The organism is Nonomuraea glycinis (assembly GCF_014646515.1).
Lineage (GTDB): Bacteria > Actinomycetota > Actinomycetes > Streptosporangiales > Streptosporangiaceae > Nonomuraea > Nonomuraea glycinis.
Genome location: NZ_BMNK01000022.1, coordinates 99253 through 115048, shown reverse-complemented (window position 1 = coordinate 115048; position 15796 = coordinate 99253). Strand labels below are relative to the sequence as shown.

General features: G+C 69.6%; 17 protein-coding genes. 11 read left to right on the top strand and 6 right to left on the bottom strand.

The window, feature by feature from the left end; all coding sequences use genetic code 11:
• Positions 1-8: 8 nt before the first annotated feature.
• The 5 genes from IEY87_RS40775 (at position 9) to IEY87_RS40755 (ending at position 3908) form a co-directional block, all read left to right on the top strand.
• On the top strand, positions 9-1169 hold the full coding sequence (locus IEY87_RS40775) for a sensor histidine kinase (RefSeq protein WP_225278132.1): 1161 nt from the start codon (positions 9-11) through the stop codon (positions 1167-1169).
• Positions 1166-1846, top strand: a complete 681-nt coding sequence (locus tag IEY87_RS40770) for a response regulator (RefSeq protein WP_189144229.1) — start codon at positions 1166-1168, stop codon at positions 1844-1846. Before IEY87_RS40775 ends, IEY87_RS40770 begins: the two co-directional genes overlap by 4 nt.
• A gap of 96 nt (positions 1847-1942) precedes the next feature.
• On the top strand, positions 1943-2293 hold the full coding sequence (locus tag IEY87_RS40765) for a nuclear transport factor 2 family protein (RefSeq protein WP_189144228.1): 351 nt from the start codon (positions 1943-1945) through the stop codon (positions 2291-2293).
• A gap of 33 nt (positions 2294-2326) precedes the next feature.
• Positions 2327-2539, top strand: coding sequence for a hypothetical protein (locus tag IEY87_RS40760; protein ID WP_189144227.1), 213 nt, complete (start codon positions 2327-2329; stop codon positions 2537-2539).
• A 355-nt stretch (positions 2540-2894) separates the two neighbouring features.
• Positions 2895-3908, top strand: a complete 1014-nt coding sequence (locus IEY87_RS40755) for a fatty acid desaturase family protein (protein ID WP_372462293.1) — start codon at positions 2895-2897, stop codon at positions 3906-3908.
• A gap of 33 nt (positions 3909-3941) precedes the next feature.
• On the opposite strand, the gene IEY87_RS40750 is transcribed toward IEY87_RS40755, so the two are convergent.
• Positions 3942-4154 (bottom strand): hypothetical protein, encoded by a 213-nt coding sequence (locus IEY87_RS40750; protein ID WP_189144226.1) that lies wholly within the window; start codon positions 4152-4154, stop codon positions 3942-3944.
• Between the two features lie 80 nt (positions 4155-4234).
• Between IEY87_RS40750 and IEY87_RS40745 the strand changes: the two genes are divergently transcribed.
• From IEY87_RS40745 to IEY87_RS40730, 4 genes are all read left to right on the top strand, one after another.
• Positions 4235-5359, top strand: coding sequence for a sensor histidine kinase (locus tag IEY87_RS40745; protein ID WP_189144225.1), 1125 nt, complete (start codon positions 4235-4237; stop codon positions 5357-5359).
• Between the two features lie 43 nt (positions 5360-5402).
• Complete coding sequence (locus IEY87_RS40740) at positions 5403-6071, top strand: response regulator transcription factor (protein WP_189144224.1); 669 nt, start codon at positions 5403-5405, stop codon at positions 6069-6071.
• Positions 6072-6286: 215 nt separating this feature from the next.
• Entirely contained in the window at positions 6287-7537 is a 1251-nt protein-coding gene (locus IEY87_RS40735) for a cytochrome ubiquinol oxidase subunit I (protein WP_189144223.1), read from the top strand.
• 10 nt (positions 7538-7547) lie between these two features.
• On the top strand, positions 7548-8288 hold the full coding sequence (locus tag IEY87_RS40730) for a cytochrome d ubiquinol oxidase subunit II (RefSeq protein ID WP_189144222.1): 741 nt from the start codon (positions 7548-7550) through the stop codon (positions 8286-8288).
• A 3-nt stretch (positions 8289-8291) separates the two neighbouring features.
• On the opposite strand, the gene IEY87_RS40725 is transcribed toward IEY87_RS40730, so the two are convergent.
• A complete protein-coding gene (locus IEY87_RS40725; RefSeq protein WP_189144221.1) occupies positions 8292-9950 on the bottom strand; it encodes an alpha-amylase family protein in 1659 nt (552 codons plus the stop codon).
• A gap of 121 nt (positions 9951-10071) precedes the next feature.
• On the opposite strand from IEY87_RS40725, the gene IEY87_RS40720 reads away from it, so the two are divergent.
• On the top strand, positions 10072-10272 hold the full coding sequence (locus tag IEY87_RS40720) for an EF-hand domain-containing protein (RefSeq protein WP_189144220.1): 201 nt from the start codon (positions 10072-10074) through the stop codon (positions 10270-10272).
• Positions 10273-10280: 8 nt separating this feature from the next.
• Here IEY87_RS40720 and IEY87_RS40715 read toward each other — a convergent pair whose 3' ends face one another.
• The 3 genes from IEY87_RS40715 to IEY87_RS40705 all read right to left on the bottom strand — a co-directional run bounded on the left by IEY87_RS40715 (position 10281) and on the right by IEY87_RS40705 (position 13890).
• Complete coding sequence (locus IEY87_RS40715) at positions 10281-10985, bottom strand: RloB family protein (RefSeq protein WP_189144219.1); 705 nt, start codon at positions 10983-10985, stop codon at positions 10281-10283.
• Positions 10982-12211, bottom strand: coding sequence for an AAA family ATPase (locus tag IEY87_RS40710; protein WP_189144218.1), 1230 nt, complete (start codon positions 12209-12211; stop codon positions 10982-10984). Before IEY87_RS40710 ends, IEY87_RS40715 begins: the two co-directional genes overlap by 4 nt.
• Positions 12212-12600: 389 nt before the next feature.
• Positions 12601-13890, bottom strand: a complete 1290-nt coding sequence (locus IEY87_RS40705; protein ID WP_189144217.1) for a hypothetical protein — start codon at positions 13888-13890, stop codon at positions 12601-12603.
• A gap of 178 nt (positions 13891-14068) precedes the next feature.
• Between IEY87_RS40705 and IEY87_RS40700 the strand changes: the two genes are divergently transcribed.
• Positions 14069-15313, top strand: coding sequence for an MFS transporter (locus tag IEY87_RS40700; RefSeq protein ID WP_189144216.1), 1245 nt, complete (start codon positions 14069-14071; stop codon positions 15311-15313).
• Here the strand turns inward: IEY87_RS40700 and IEY87_RS40695 are convergent.
• Positions 15305-15766, bottom strand: a complete 462-nt coding sequence (locus tag IEY87_RS40695; protein ID WP_189144215.1) for a hypothetical protein — start codon at positions 15764-15766, stop codon at positions 15305-15307. The genes IEY87_RS40700 and IEY87_RS40695 overlap by 9 nt on opposite strands.
• Between the last annotated feature and the right edge of the window lie 30 nt (positions 15767-15796).

Here is a 15796-nt window from a genome sequence, read left to right as displayed (position 1 = left end):
GGGACATCGTGCCCGATCCCCCGCTCATCTCCGTACTCCGCAGGCGACTGCGCGCGGTCCCTCCCCTCCAGGCGGACGGGGCGCTCACCGCGCTGATCACGGTCGCGCAGCTCTGGCCGCTGCTGTCCAGCGAGAGCTGGACCGGCGTGCCGTACAGCTGGTGGGGCTACGCCGTCGCGGTCGCCTCGTCGCTGCCGCTGATCTGGCGCCGCCGCTTCCCCCTGCCCGTCCTGCTGCTGAGCCTGTCCATCAGCGCGATGTACGACCTGTCCGAGCAGGTGGCCGACCAGCCCGTGTGGTACGGCTCGCTGGTCGGTTTCTACACCGTCGCCGCCTACTCCACCTTCTGGACCAGAATCATCACCCTCGTCCTGACCGCCGCCGGTATGACGGCGTTCGTCGGCTCGTCGGAGACGGCGTTGCGCAGCGCCGTGCTGCTCGTCGCCTCGTACGCCATCGGCAGGGCGGCGGCCACCAGCCGCGCCCACGCGGCGGCGCTGGAGGAGCGGGCCACTCGGCTGGAAAGGGAACGTCAGATGGAAGCCGAACGCGCGGCCGAACGCGAGCGGGCCAGAATCGCCCGCGACATGCACGACATCCTCGCCCACGCGGTCAGCCTCATGGTCGTCCAGGCCGAAGCCGGGCCGGTGGCCGTCAGGAACGACCCCGAGCGGGCCGAGGCCGCCTTCGAGGCCATCGCCGGGGCAGGGCGCGACGCGATGGTCCAGCTCCGGCGCATGCTGGGCACCCCGAACGCGGACGGGGCGCCGCGGGCCCCGCAGCCCACCGTCGAGGACCTGCCCGAGCTGGCGGCCCAGGTCGCGGAGACCGGCTTGAAGGTGGCCTTCCACACCGTGGGCGCGGCCCGCCCCGTGACTCCGGACTGTGCGGTCGCCGCCTACCGGATCACCCAGGAAGCGCTCACCAACATCGTCAAGCACGCCGGCGCGCGGCACGCGGACATCCGGCTCACCTGGGAGGACGACACGCTGATGATCGACATCACCGACGACGGGCAGGGCTCCGGCCTGGCGCTGCCGTCCAGCGGGCACGGGCTGATCGGCGTCCGCGAGCGCGCCGCCGCCTGCGGCGGCATCGCGACCGCCGGCCCCCGCCCGAACGCCCCCGGCTTCCAGGTCTCGGTACGCCTCCCGGCGGCTCGATCATGACCGGTACGGAGTCCGCCCCGGTCGTCCGCGTCGTGGTGGCCGACGATCAGGAGCTGGTCAGGGGTGGGTTCACGATGATCCTGGACGCGCAGCCGGACATGGAGGTGGTGGCCGAGGCGGGCGACGGGCTGCAGGCGGTGGCCGCGGTCCGCGAGCACGCCCCGGACGTGCTGCTGCTCGACATCCGGATGCCCAGGATGGACGGCATCGAGGCGGCCCGGATCGTGTGCGCCGAGTCGGCGTGCCGGGTGCTCATGCTGACCACGTTCGACCTGGACGACTACGTCTACGACGCGCTGCGGGCGGGGGCCAGCGGGTTCCTGCTCAAGGACGTGCGCAGGGACGACCTGGTCAACGCCGTGCGGGTGGTCGCCGGGGGTGAGTCGCTGCTGGCTCCGACGGTCACGACGCGGCTGATCCACGAGTTCACGTCCAGGCCGGGGAAGCCCGCCGCACAGGCGGCCGGGGCGCTGGCCGTACTGACTGCCAGGGAGCGCGAGACGCTGCAGTTGATCGCCCGTGGGCTGTCCAACGCGGAGATCGCCGCGACTCTGGTGGTCAGCGAGCACACCGTGAAGACGCACGTCAGCAACCTGCTCACCAAGCTCGGCCTGCGCGACCGGGTGCAGGCGGTGATCGCCGCCTACGAGTCCGGGCTGGCCGTGCCGGGGGCGTGAAGCGCGGTCCGGAGGGTAGGCCGGGGCCTATGACCGAGCGTATTGATGGGCGTGCCGTGGTGACCATGGCAGCCGAGGACCCGCGGGCCTAGCGTCATGGTCGAGCCGCAGCCGTGGATCGAGGGCTACCTCCGGGCATGGGAGTCCAACGACCCGGACGAGATCGCCGCCCTGTTCGCCGAGGACGCCGTCTACTACAACGAGCCGTACAGCATGCCCGCGCGCGGCCGGGACGAGATCATCGCGAACTGGCTCGCCCACCAGGACAAACCGAGGGAGACGACGTTCGAGTGGCATCCGGTGTGTCTCACCGACGAGGTGAGCGTCATCCAAGGCGTCACGACATATCCGGACAAAACGTATAGCAACCTCTGGGTCATCCGATTCCTTCCCGACGGCAGGTGCCGGGAATTCACCGAATGGTGGATGGAGCATGACGCAAGGTGATGCAATAGGCCGACCAACACCCGAGGAGGCCCGTTGAGAGACAACCTCGACCTCGCCGCGAACGCCCAGCAGCTCGCCGACGCCGCGCCGGCCGGATCGATCGACCGTGCCGCGGCGAAGTCCGTGGCGATCACACTCGCCACGACCCGCGACGCCACCCAGGCCAGGCAGACGCTCGACGGGCTGTCGCCCGCGGACGTACGGCAGGCCGCCCTGGCCCTCTTCGATCGCCTCTCGGCGAGCTAACCCGCTCCGCCCCGCTCCCAGCGGCACCGCACGAGCGGTGCCGCCTGTTCGCGTTGTGCTCGCAACAGCCACCGACCTGCCGTGACGCGGGCGAAGCCGCCACGCCGGTGCCGCTCTCCTGAAGAAGGAGCGGGTCTCCCGTGGGACTGGGAAGGCCTCCGGCCTATAACCAGGGTTTGAACATTTAGTACGTCCCCACAAGGTCCGGGCGGTCTAGGGGCTGCGTACTGTGGTAGGAGCAGTGCGGCAACGCATGCCAGCCGCTGCTACACACGGAGCGCCACTTTCGAACTTCCGCAATCGCGGCGAATGCGCCAATGTGGGGGCAGCTTCCACCCGCGACAGAAGGAGACCAGTGGCCGATCCCGTCACGCTCGGAACCCGAGGCAGCGACTTCGCCAGACTCGTCAACAAGATCACCGAAGCCGGTCTGCTGAACCGGCGGCCTGTCTACTACGCGATCCGGATGAGCCTCGTCATGGGCGCGTACCTGGGCGCGTGGGCGCTGTTCGTCTGGGTCGGCGCCTCGTGGTGGCAACTGCTCGTCGCGGTCCTGCTCGCCGTGATCTCCACCCAGATCGGGTTCGTCTCCCATGACATGGGCCACCGGCAGGTCTTCAGGACCCGCCGGGCGAGCGACATGGCCGGGGTGCTGTTCGGCAACCTGGGCATCGGGCTCGGCTGGGGCTGGTGGAACAACAAGCACAACCGGCACCACGCCAATCCCAACCATGAGGACCACGACCCGGACGTCTCCCCTTCGGTGATCGTCTGGTCGCAGGACCAGCTGGGCAGGACCACCGCCCTGGCCCGCTTCATCGCCAGGCGGCAGGCCTACTGGTTCTTCCCGCTCCTCACCCTCGAAGCCTGGCACCTGCACGTCGCCAGCGTCAAAGAGGTTTTCAAGCCCACGGCCAAGCGCCGCGGCACCGAGGGCGCGCTGCTGGCCGTCCACTTCGTGCTCTACTTCGGCCTGATCTTCACCGTGCTGCCGGTGGGCATGGCGCTGGCGTTCATCGTCGTGCACCAGGCGCTGTTCGGCATCTACCTGGGCTGCTCGTTCGCGCCCAACCACAAGGGAATGCCGATCCTGACCGCCGAGGACAAGCTCGACTTCCTGCGCAAGCAGGTGCTGACCTCGCGCAACGTCAAGGGCGGCATCTTCACCGACGTGCTGCTCGGCCAGCTCAACTACCAGATCGAGCACCACCTGTTCCCGAACATGCCCGCGCCCAACCTGCGCAAGGCCCAGCCGATCGTCCGGCGCTACTGCGAGGAGATCGGCGTCAGCTACCTGGAGACCGGGCTGATCAAGTCCTACAGCCAGGCGCTCGGCCATCTCAACGAGGTCGGCGCGCCGCTGCGCTGACGCGCTTCGGGGGCCGGCCGGCCCTCGGAGCGCTCACTCCTGTTCCAGCCGCAGGCGCAGGGTCTCCCTGCGCGCTTCCAGCTCGGCGATGAGTCCCGCCCGCTCATCGGCCTGAGCGATCATGGCGGCGATCTCGAACTGGTCGGTCGCCCCCATGTCACGGATCTGGTCGCGTAGGTCCTTATTATCCTGCTTCAGCTTCGCCAAATCCTCGTCGAGGCGGCGCAGGTCGTCTTTGGTGCTCATTCCTCAGCACTACCCGCGTGCACCGGGGCTACCACCAGGGGTTGATGTATCCGCCGCGCAGGCCGTGGACAATGGGCAGCATGCGCAGGTTGACGACGGGCACCGTCGGGTCGCTCGCCGTGATCGCCGTGGTGGTGGCCGCCGTGGCCATCACCTGGGCGGTCCGGCCGGACAGACAGCCCAACGTCCTGGACGTGCTGCTGCCGCTCATCGCCACGGCGGGGATGCTGCTCCGCGAGCGTTATCCGGTGCTCGCGCTGGTGGTCGTGTCGGCGGCCGTGGTCGCCTACTATCCCTTCGCCAGGCTCGACGCGCCGCTCATCTTCCTGCCGTTCGTGGTCCTCTACACCGCCGCCGACCGGGGCCGTCTCATCGCCGCCATCGCCACCGGCGCGGCCTCGTTACTGGCCATGGGGCTCGGCGAGCTCCAGGGCACCCGGCACGTCGACGACAGCACCTTCGTGATGATCGCGGGCTGGGTGGTGGCCGCCATCGCCGCGGGCGGCGTGACCCACAACCGCCGCGCCTTCCTGCGGGAGGCAGAGCAGCGGGTGCGCGACGCGGAGCACAGCAAGGAGGAGGAGGCCAGGCGGCGGGCCGGCGAGGAGCGGCTGCGCATCGCCAGGGAGCTGCACGACCTGCTCGGGCACAACATCTCCATGATCAACGTGCAGGCCTCGGCCGCGTTGCACGGGCTGAAGAAGCGGCCCGAGGAGGCCGAGTCGGCGCTGCGTACGATCAAGGACACGAGCAAGGAGACGCTGCGCGAGCTGCGTACCACGCTGGGGGTGCTGCGCCAGGTGGACGAGGACGCGCCGACCGCGCCCGCCGGGAGTCTGGCGCGGCTGGACGCGCTGGTGGAAACCTCCGGGCTGAGCGTGCGCACCGAGGTGTCGGGGCCGTTGGACGCGGTGCCCGCCGAGGTGGATCTGGCCGCGGCCCGGATCATCCGGGAGGCGCTGACGAACGTGTCCCGGCACTCCGGCAGCGAGGAAGCCACCCTGACCGTCAGCAACACGTCCGGAAATATCGTGATCCGCGTTGAGGATGCTGGTCCGGGCGTCACCTTCACCGAGGGCAGCGGCTTCGGCTTGCAGGGCATGCGCGAACGCGCCACCGCACTGGGCGGCAGCCTCGACGCGGGCCCCAGACCCGAAGGCGGCTTCCGAGTCACCGCCCGACTACCGCTGAACGGAGCGCCATGACCCGCACGCCGCCCACCGGCCATCCCCATCCGGACGGAGTGTCATGATTCGCACGCTGCTCGCCGATGATCAGCATCTGGTACGGGCCGGGTTCCGGTCCATCCTGAGCGACGAGGACGACATCGAGGTGGTGGCCGAGGCCGCCAACGGCGCCGAGGCGGTGGCCGGAGCCCGCGAGAGCAGGCCCGACGTGGTCCTCATGGACATCCGCATGCCCCGGCTCGACGGGCTGGAGGCCACCCGCCAGATCATCGCCGACCCACGGCTGGCGCAGGTCAGAGTGATCATCCTGACCACGTTCGACCTCGACGACTACGTCTACGGCGCGCTGCGCGCGGGCGCCAGCGGCTTCCTGGTCAAGGACACCGAGCCCGCCGAGCTGATCCACGCCGTCCGGGTGGTCGCCAGGGGCGACGCGCTGATCGCGCCGTCCGTCACCCGCAAGCTGATCGCCGAGTTCGCGAGCCGGGTCAAGCGCCCGGAGCCGGGGCCCGAGCTCAACGCGCTCACCGAGCGGGAGCGGGAGGTCCTGGGGCTGGTCGCGGGCGGGCTGTCCAACGACGAGATCGCGGCCAGGCTGGTGCTCAGCCCGGCCACGGCCAAGACGCACGTCAGCCGGATCATGAGCAAGCTCCGGGTGCGCGACCGGGCCCAGCTCGTGGTGCTCGCCTACGAGGCCGGACTCATCACGCCGGGCTGGCTTACTCCCTGACGGACCGGCTCACCTCTAACGGGCCGCCGGGTCACCTCTAACGGGCCGGGTCACCCGTGACGGGCCGGCTCACCCCTTACGGGCCGGTTCACCCCTTACGGGCCGGCTTACCTCCTGAGTCGTACGCCTTCCGGCGTCATGTCACCGGAGGTGTACACCAGGTGCCCGCGCTGGGCTGACGCGCCGGGGCAGGCCAGGGCCGGATGCTCCTCGGCATGGAAACCGTGGAACTCGCCCGCCTGCAGTTCGCGCTCACCGCAGGCGCGCACTTCCTGTTCGTCGCGCTGACGCTCGGCCTGGCGACGCTGGTGGCCCTCCTCCAGACCCGGGCCACGTTCGGGCGCGACCCGGTCCACCAGGCGATGACGCGCTTCTGGGGGCAGCTCTACATCATCAACTACGCGATGGGCATCGTCACCGGGCTGGTCATGGAGTTTCAGCTCGGGCTGTCGTGGAGCGGCCTGACGAAGTTCGCGGGCAACGCGTTCGGCTCGGCGCTGGCACTCGAGACCATGATGGCGTTCTTCGTCGAGGCGACGTTCCTGGGCCTGTGGATCTTCGGCTGGAACAAGCTGAACCGCTGGGCCCATCTGACGCTGATCTGGGTGGTCACGCTCACCGCCTACGCCTCGGCGTTCTGGATCATGGTGGCGAACGGCTTCCTGCAGCACCCCGTCGGCCACCGGGTCCAGGACGGGGTGCTGCACCTGGGCGACTTCGGCGCGATGGTGGCCAACCCGGCGGCGCTGGTGGCGTTCGGGCACATCCTGAGCGGCGCGCTGGTGGTCGCCGGGTTCTTCATGGCCGGGGTGAGCGCCTACCACCTGCGCAGGCGGACGGCCGAGCAGGACTTCTTCCGCAAGTCGCTGCGCGTCGGGATCACGGTCGCGCTGCCCGCGACACTGGTCACCGCCACGTTCGGCGGCATCGCGTTCCAGACGCTCCAGCCGGCGAAGAGCGCCGCCTGGGTAGGGAACGCCGGGCGGATGGCCGAGGCGCAGGCCGAGATGGTGGCGCTGCACGGGCCCGGCGACTACCTGCCGCCCGTGGCGTGGGTGCAGAGCGGGGCGATGACGATGCTGATCCTGTTCGCGCTGATGTTCTTCTTCGCCGGGCTGAGTTTCCTGCTGATGCTGTTCCGGCCGGTGGTTCGAGGGCTGCGGATCTGGCACTGGCTGCTGACCGCGATGATCCCGGTGCCGTTCGTCGCGATGCTGGGCGGGTGGATCTTCCGTGAGATGGGGCGGCAGCCGTGGGCGGTCTATGGGCTGCTGACGACGGCTGAGGCGATGTCCCCGGTGAGCGCCGGGCAGATGCGGTTCTCGGTCATCGCCTTCACCTCGGTGTTCGCCGTACTGATCGTGATCAATTACTGGCTGCTGGCCAGGGCCGCCCGGCGCGGGCCCGCCGGCGTGACCCTGGGCGATCGGCCCATCGAGGCGGCCGTCCCCGTCGCGACGTTCTGAGGGAGCGGATATGGAGATCTTCATCCTGGCCTTCTTCGCACTCGGCTATCTGGTGCTGGCGGGGGCCGATATCGGGGTCGGCATGCTGCTGCCGTACCTGGGGCGGACCTCGGGCGAGCGGCGTGAGACGATCGCCGCCATCGCGCCGTTCTTCCTCGGCAACGAGGTGTGGCTGGTGGCCACCGCCGGAGTGCTCGTCGGCCTGTTCCCCAAGCTGGAGGGCGACCTGATGGCCGCGCACTACTCGCTGGTCGTGGTGCTGCTGCTGTCGTGGGTGATCCGCGACATGGGGCTGTGGCTGCGCGGCCGGGTATCGGGCCCGCGCTGGTGGTCGCTGTGGGATGGGGCGATCGTCGCCGGCAGTTGGGGGCTGGCGCTGAGCTGGGGGTTGCTGCTCAGCGACGTGCTGCTCGGGATGAGCGGCCCGCTCGCTCTGCTGCCCGCGCTGGCGCTCGCGGCGCTGTTCGCCACGCACGGGCTGGCCTTCGCGGCGCTGCGGCTGCGCGGGACGCTGCGCGAGCGGGCGGCGGTGCTGTCGGGCGGCGCGAGCGAGGTGCGCACCCTCGCCCTGACGGCGGCCGCCGTGGCCGTCGTCGGGGTGCTGGCCGGGCTGCGGCTCCCCCTGGAGGCGGGGACGTCCGGCGCGCTGCTGGCCCCGGTCATCCTGGTCATGATGCCGCCGCTGGTGGCCTCGCAGGCCTGGGTGTGGTGGACTTTCAGGCACCGCGTCAGCGGCCCGTCCTACCTATGAACCTCAGTGGGACAGGATCGAGGCGTCCTCAGGGGGGACATCGGGGGACGAGACGCGCAGCCAGCGGCAGCCGTACCCGTCGAGAGGCAGGCTCACCCGGCCGCTCTCGGGCACTTCCAGCGTGCCGTCCACCAGGAGGTCGGTGAGCCGGCAGCCTTCCAGGCCGGCCAGTGACAGCTCGACGTCCGCGTGGCGGTCGGCGAGGTTGTGCACTGCGATGACCGTGGCGCCATCGGCGTCGCAGCGGTGCGCGAAGACCTCCGGGCTGCCGGACTCCAGCAGGGTGTGGGTGCCCCAGGCCAGCTCGGGACACTGGCGGTAGCGCTCGATGAGAAGCTGGATCCAGCGCAGCAGCGATGAGGTGTCACGCAACTGGTCGGCCACGTTGACCCGTTCGGGGCCGAACTCGCCCTCGGTCATCGCGCGCACCGGCGTGCCCCTGGTGAAGCCGCCCTCCTTGGACCACTGCATGGGCGTACGGACCGCCATGCGGCCTTCGGCCCGCAGGTCCTCGCCCATGCCGATCTCCTCGCCGTAGAAGAGCACCGGGGTGCCCGGCAGGGAGAACAGCAGGCTGTAGACGAGCTTGACGTGCCGCGGGTCGCCGCCGAGCATCGGCGGGACCCGCCTGCGCAGCCCTCGGCCGAAGAGCTGCATGTCCTTGTCCGGGCCGAACGCCTTGAAGATCTCCTGGCGTTCGTCCTCGGTGAGTTTGTCCAGGGTCAGCTCGTCATGGTTGCGCAGGAACACCGCCCACTGGCAGTCCTTCGGCGGCGCGGGCCGCTGCTTGAGCGCGGCGGCGAGCGGCGCGGCCTCGCCCCGGGCCAGCGACAGCCAGGCGCGCTGCATGCCGATGAAGTCGAAGCACATGCTGAGCTGGTCGCCGAGCCCGTCGCCGAAGTAGGCGAGCAGCTCGTCGTAGGCCACGTTGACCTCGCCGAGCAGCACCGAGTCGCCCTTGCGCCGGGTCATGAAGGCCCGCAGGTCGGCCAGCACCTCATGCGGGTCGGGCAGCTCGGGCGCGACGTTCTCGATCAGGAACGGCACCGCGTCGACCCGGAACCCCGACAGCCCGAGCTCCATCCAGAAGCCCAGAATGCGGGTGATCTCGTCGCGCACCTCGGGGTTGCCCATGTTCACGTCGGGCTGGTGGCGGTAGAAGCTGTGCAGGTAGTACTGGCCGGTGCCCTCGTCGAGCTCCCAGACGCTGTCCTCCTTGTCGGGGAAGACCACCTCCTTGGGCTCCGGCTCCGGGGTGTCGGACCAGACGTACCAGTCGCGCCGCGCCGAGTCCTTGCTCTTACGCGCCTCCACGAACCAGGGATGCTGGTCGGAGGTGTGGTTGACGACCAGGTCGGCGATGACCCGCAGGCCGCGGTCGTGCGCGGTGCGCATGAACTCCACGAAGTCACCCAGCGTGCCCAGCCGGGGATCGACGCTGTAGTAGTCGGTGACGTCGTAACCATCGTCCTGCTTGGGCGTCGGATAGAACGGCATCAGCCACAGGCAGGTGACCCCGAGCCCCGCCAGATAGTCGATCTGCTGCGTGAGCCCCCGGAAGTCGCCGATGCCATCACCGTTCCCGTCCTTGAACGTCTCCACGTCCAGGCAGTAGATGACCGCGTTCTTCCACCAAAGGTCGCTGGTGTACGTCATTCGCATCGCGCCTCACTACCCCGGCAGGCCGCGATCTCACCACACCCACAAGTGACCTCAAACATTGACGCAGTACGACAAGTCGCCACTAAGGTCTGACCCGACACGATCCACTGGAAGGGCCACCATGAGCGACTACGCGATCACCTTCGACCTGATCGACACCGACAAGGACGGCCGCATCTCCGCCGTCGAGCTGGTACGGCTGATGGAGGTCCTCGGCCGCCCCATCACTTTGGAGGCGGCCCAGGAAGGCGTCCGCAAACTCGACCAGGACGGCGACGGCCTCATCGACGTCACCGAACTCGGCACGTTCCTCCAGCCCTGACCTACGCCCTAGGCGATCCCCAGGCTTTCAAGCAGACGCCACATCCCCGTCGACGGATCCTGATCAAGCGGGCCGCAGTCCGGCTTCGTGCCGCGCCGATGCGCACACTTGCCGGACCTGCAACGCTTGTCCAGGCTCCGCGCATGGTCGCAGGTCATCTTGATGCGCGGGAGCAGGTTGTCGGCCCTGGCCTTGGTGATCCTCTTGTCCTTCGCACCGAACCCGAGGAAGCCTGGGCTCTGTGCCAGGAGTTGGTGAATCTGATGATTCCAGCCGTCCTGAGGCACATCGTGCAGCGCGTAGTGCAGATATAGCCAGAAGTCGAAAGAGGGGTTGGAAAAGGCCACCCTGACCTTCGAATGTCCGTCGAGCGCGTCCAGGGCCTCGGCGACGTCCCTGTGCCTGTCGCGATCGAAGAGCGCCCAAATTTCGGCGTACTGCTCGCCTTCCGGCCGGCGGGCGTCCTCCTCGGCCACGGCCAGGACGCGCTCGGCAACCCGCCACGGCTTCATGTCGTCCGGCCGAGATCGGGGCATGTCGATCCGGAACGAGCACTGTTCGGAGAACGCGTTCTGCAGCATGGTCAGGTAGTCGTACTCCGTGACCGCGCCCTCAGCCACCGCATAGAAGATCCGGTTGGCCGCGCGAGGCGGTGGCTGAGCCGTCAAGCTCGAGCCGCGTTGCCGCTTCGTCTTTCGCTTGTCGGGGCTCAAGCCAGCGCCTCCCCGGCCTCGCGCACCAGCTCTCCGGGCGCGACCCGAGGTGCGCCGCCGAAGCGGCCCAGAAGCCATCCCCGTTCGAGGTTCTCGTTCGGGCGCGGGGGCGGGCGCAGGCTCGACAGCGGATACAGCTGGGTGACCCCCTGATGATCCTTCTCGCTGATCCACACCATGTCCCGGTCGAGGATTCTCTCGCCGCCCGAGAGGGGACGCAGAAGTGACGCGTCATGCGTGGTGAACACCATCTGCGCACCACGGACGTTGACCTCGGCGTCCTCGAACATCCAGATCACCTCCGCCACCAAGGCCGGATGCAGGCTGGCGTCCAGCTCGTCCACCAGCACCGTGGTCCCCTGCTGGAACGCCTCCAGCAGCGGGCCGAGCAGCGCGAACCAGGAGCGGGTGCCCATCGACTCGTGGGCGAAATCCAGAGAAGTGGTGTGCTCACCGGCCCGATGCAGCAGGCGCACCTCGCCCGTCCGCAGCGCCTCGTCGTCGAACCCGACGATGCCCAGATCGGCCCGAGTCAGCAGCCGCCCCACCTGATCCCTGAAGCGCTCTTCGCGAACCACTCGCGCCTTGGTGAACTCCTGGCGTTGCGGCCGGTCCTGCTCGGGGCTGATCAACCACAGATTGTCGCGGAACCACTCGAACACCGGCAGCAGCTGCTCGTTGTTCCACTCGGCGGCAACCGTGAGGAAGAGGGAGTCCGGCCGGGTCTTCCGCACCAGGTCCTGTTTCTCCCCACGCAGTCCCTCACCGGCGAAGTGGATCTCGTCGCCGTCCCGGTCGAACCAGACCTGACGCCGTCCCTTGGGGTAGGCATGCAGCCACTCCGCATGCACGCGCTCGTCGTCGATCTCGAACCCGTAGGTGTAGCGGATCCCGTCCAGCTCGAGATCGACCTCGTAGAAGGACGTCTCCTCGGCGCACTGGGGATCGAGCGCGAAGGGGACGCGCCGGACCGGGTGCTCTTCGTTGACCCAGGCGACGGATTTCAGCACGGCATGACGCATCATCCGCAGGCCGGTGAGGGTGTTGGACTTGCCCGAAGCGTTCGCTCCGTAGATGCCCACGACCGGCACCACGGATACGGGCCGCCCGGCCTCCTTGATCGGGAGACGACGGGCGGCACCGCTGCCCAGCTCCGTCGCGACCATCGAAAGGCGCTGATCGCTCCTGAACGACAGGACGTTCGCCAACCGGAAACCGAGAAGCATGAGCACCCCCTTCCTGGCCGTCAGGATACCGTTTCAAGCTTTCTGGCGAACACTTCATACGTAGGATGGCATCAAATGGATTGACCATCAGGTTGTGACGGCACGTCACGAAAGGCGGGGTGTGAGTAAAGGCCGCCTATCTGGTACGACCTCACCAGGGCAGACCTTCGCGTCCTGAGTGCCTGCCATGGGCCGGGCGGTTCGGTGGCGTGCCGAACCAACCAGGCGTCTGTGTCCCGCGCGAGGAGCGTTTCACTCTCGGGGGAGCGGGAGAGGGCCGGGAGGCCCCCTCGCCGGGGTGTGGGGGGCTGCCCCCACGGTCACAGCCTGAGCTCGTCGGCGCGTAGCGCCTGATCAGGCGAAGACCGTGTCGAGCATGGCTGGAGCGTTCAGGCGGTGTGCAGGTAGATCTGGCCGAAGACCTCGGACAGGTGCTTCAGGTCCGTGGTGGTGTCCACCTCGGGGGTCGCCGGGTCGTAGACGGTGGCCAGGCGCGGGCGGATGGTGGTGAGCTTCTTGAGCTGGTCCCAGGTGGTGTTGGCCGCCCACTTCTCGCCGTACGCCCGGCTGATCTGGCCCTGGGAGTCGCGCCAGCGGCTCCACAGGGTGACGGTTTCGGCGGCGTCGTTCTGGAGGGGCGCCGCGACGCGGTCGGTGATCGACGTGGTGGCCTGCTCGGGGGTGAGCTGGGCGGTGCCGGGGGTGGTGAAGCCGGCGTCCTCCGCGGCGATCTGCGCGTAGGCGTCCCAGGCGCGGGCGCGGACCTGGATCCACTGGTTGCGCTGGGCGGTGGCGGCGTCGATCCGCCAGGTGGTGTACTCGGTGGCCAGGTGGCCGCTGTCGAGGGCGAGCTGGTCGACGAGGCCCTTGGTGAGCCAGGCGCCGACGCGGTCGGCGTCGAGCAGCGGATACTTCTTGGCGATCTCCGTCTTGCACGCTTCGTCGGCGCCGCAGCCGAACACCGGCATCAGCGTGTGCACGGCGAGCTTCTTGCCCGGCGCCGCCTGGCGGAGCGCGGCGGAGGCCTGGGCGACGAACGCGTCCATGTCGTCGGCGGTCTCGAAGTCCTTGTCATAGCCGAGCTGCGAGCTGAACCGCACCCCTACGACCCCCGGCTGTACGGCCAGGGCGGCGAGCTTCTTGGCCGCCGCGGCGAGGGTGCCGGCCCGGTAGTCGTCGGCCAGTTCGGCGTCGATCCAGATGCGCAGGCCCGTGGCGGCGGCGGTCTTGGCGGCCTGGCCGGTGGGGGTCTCGGCGGCCTGCTGGGCCTGGGCCGGGGTGATCCCGTCGGGGCCGATGAAGCAGGGTTCGGCGGTCTCGCACTCGGGCGTGCCGCCCTCACCACCGCCGTCGTCGGGGCCGGGAGCGCCGCCGTCGTGCATCTCGCCGTCGCCCTCGGCGTCGAAGTCGGCGCACCGCTCGCCGGACGTGGTGCAGTCGACGACGTTGTCGTCCATCGGCCCGGTGTCCTTCATGTTCTGGCCGTCGTTGCCGAGCCAGAAGTTGGCGATGTCGTCGACCTCGTCGGGGGTCGCCATCCAGTGGCAGACGACGTACGCGGGGGCGTCCTCGGACATCAGGTCGTTGCAGCTGCGCGGATCGTCCTCCGACCACGCGGGGACGCCGACGCCGAGCAGGGAGAGGGCGAGGCCGATGACGAAGATCTGCCGCAGTCGCATGGCGCCTAACTTCCAAGGGGGTGATCGTCGGGCATATCGCACAATATCCGGCTGATCAGTATCGTTCAATGCGTTCGGACACCCGACTCCACCCTCAGTAGCCGTACGAGTCGAGCCGGAAAATGGCGCGACAGCAGGTGAACGACCCAGGCAGACTAGGTGCTTTCAAGGGGGCGGCGTGCGTACTTTTCTGGGTGATCTCGGCCTGCTCCGGGACCGGCGTTTCACCTTGCTGCTGTCGGCCCGGACCATCTCGATGCTGGGCAGCTCCTTCGCCCCTGTGGCCCTGGCCTTCGGCATCCTTGAGCTGCCCGGCGCGACCGCCACCACGCTGTCCGTGGTGCTCACCGCCGAGGCGCTGCCGATGGTGCTGTTCATGCTGTTCGGCGGCGTGCTCGCGGACCGGCTGCCGCGACAGCGGGTGATGATGGTCGGCGAATGGGTCAACGCGCTGGCGTTCTTCGCGCTGGGCGCGATGATGCTCAGCGGCTGGACCCCGCTGTTCGGCATGGCGACGGCGGCGGCCTGCAGCGGGGTCGCGATGGCGGTGCTCTACCCGGCGCTGACCGGGATCATCCCCGAGGTGGTGCCCGCCGACCGGCTGCAGACCGGCAACGCGCTGCTCGGCCTCGGCGCGAACGTCTCCCGCGTGGCCGGCGCGGTGCTCGGTGGCGGCACGGTGGTGCTGGTCGGCGGCGGCTGGGCGCTGGCGGTGAGCGGCGCACTGTTCGCCGTGGCGGGGTTGCTGCTCGCGGCGCTGCGGCTGACGCCCGCTGAGCGGGCGTCGGGCCCGGCGCAGTCGGTCCTGTCGGACCTGCGCGAGGGGTGGCGCGAGTTCAGCTCCCGGCAGTGGATCTGGGTGGTGGTCGCGCAGTTCTCGGTGCTGGTGATGGCGCTGCAGGCGGGGCACGGGGTGCTCGGGCCGCTGATGGCCAAGGAGAGCCTGGGCGGGGCCCCGGCCTGGTCGGCGTTCCTCGCCGGTGAGGCCATCGGCACGATCGCCGGCGTCTTCGTCTCCCTGCGCGTGCGGCCACGCCGCCCGATCCTGGTCGGCACCCTGCTCTGCCTGCCGTCCGCGCTGCCGTACTTCCTGCTGGGCGCGGAGGCGCCGCTCTGGGCGAGCGTGTTGGCGGCGTTCGGGCTGGGCGTCTGCTTCGACGTGTTCGGGGTGCTGTGGCAGACGACCATGCAGCGGGAGGTGCCGGCGGAGTCGCTGTCGCGGGTGGCCTCGTACGACGCGCTCGGCTCGCTGATGTTCGGCCCGCTGGGACTTTTGCTGGCCGCGCCGGCGGCGGCGGTCATCGGCCCGCAGGCGGCGTTGACCGCCTGCGGGGTTCTCATCGTGCTGTCCACCTGCGCCGCCCTGCTCTCCCCCGCGGTGCGCAACCTGCGCGCCCCGATGCCGGAGCCGGTCTCAAGCTGAGCGGAAGTGGTCGCGGGCCCGCGGCTGGAACATCAGCGCCACCGCCCCGAGCACGGCCAGCACGTGCAGCAGCCTGCTGCCGCCGAAGAGCAGCTCCTGCACGCCGGCCTGGGTGACGGCGTCGATGATCGAGCCGCCCGCCAGCAGCCACTGGACCGGCTCGACCACCATCGACAGCAGGCCGAGCACGCCCAACAGGCCCACCAGGCTCCAGCGGGCCCAGTTACGGCCCTGCCACATCCGCCAGACGAGGAAGAACGCGGTCCCGAAGACGACGACCCGCAGGCCGACCCCGGACAGCACCTCACCGGCGCCGGCCGTTCCGCTGGACAGCAGGCCGGTGACGGCGAGCACGGTCTCGAAGATCCCGGCCGCCACCGCCACCAGCCATAGAAGGGCGGCGGCGCGCACGGTTTGCGGGGTCTCGGTGGGCGGTGCGACGGTGGTGGTCATGACGGCTCCTCGGGTCGTTGTCACCCGGCA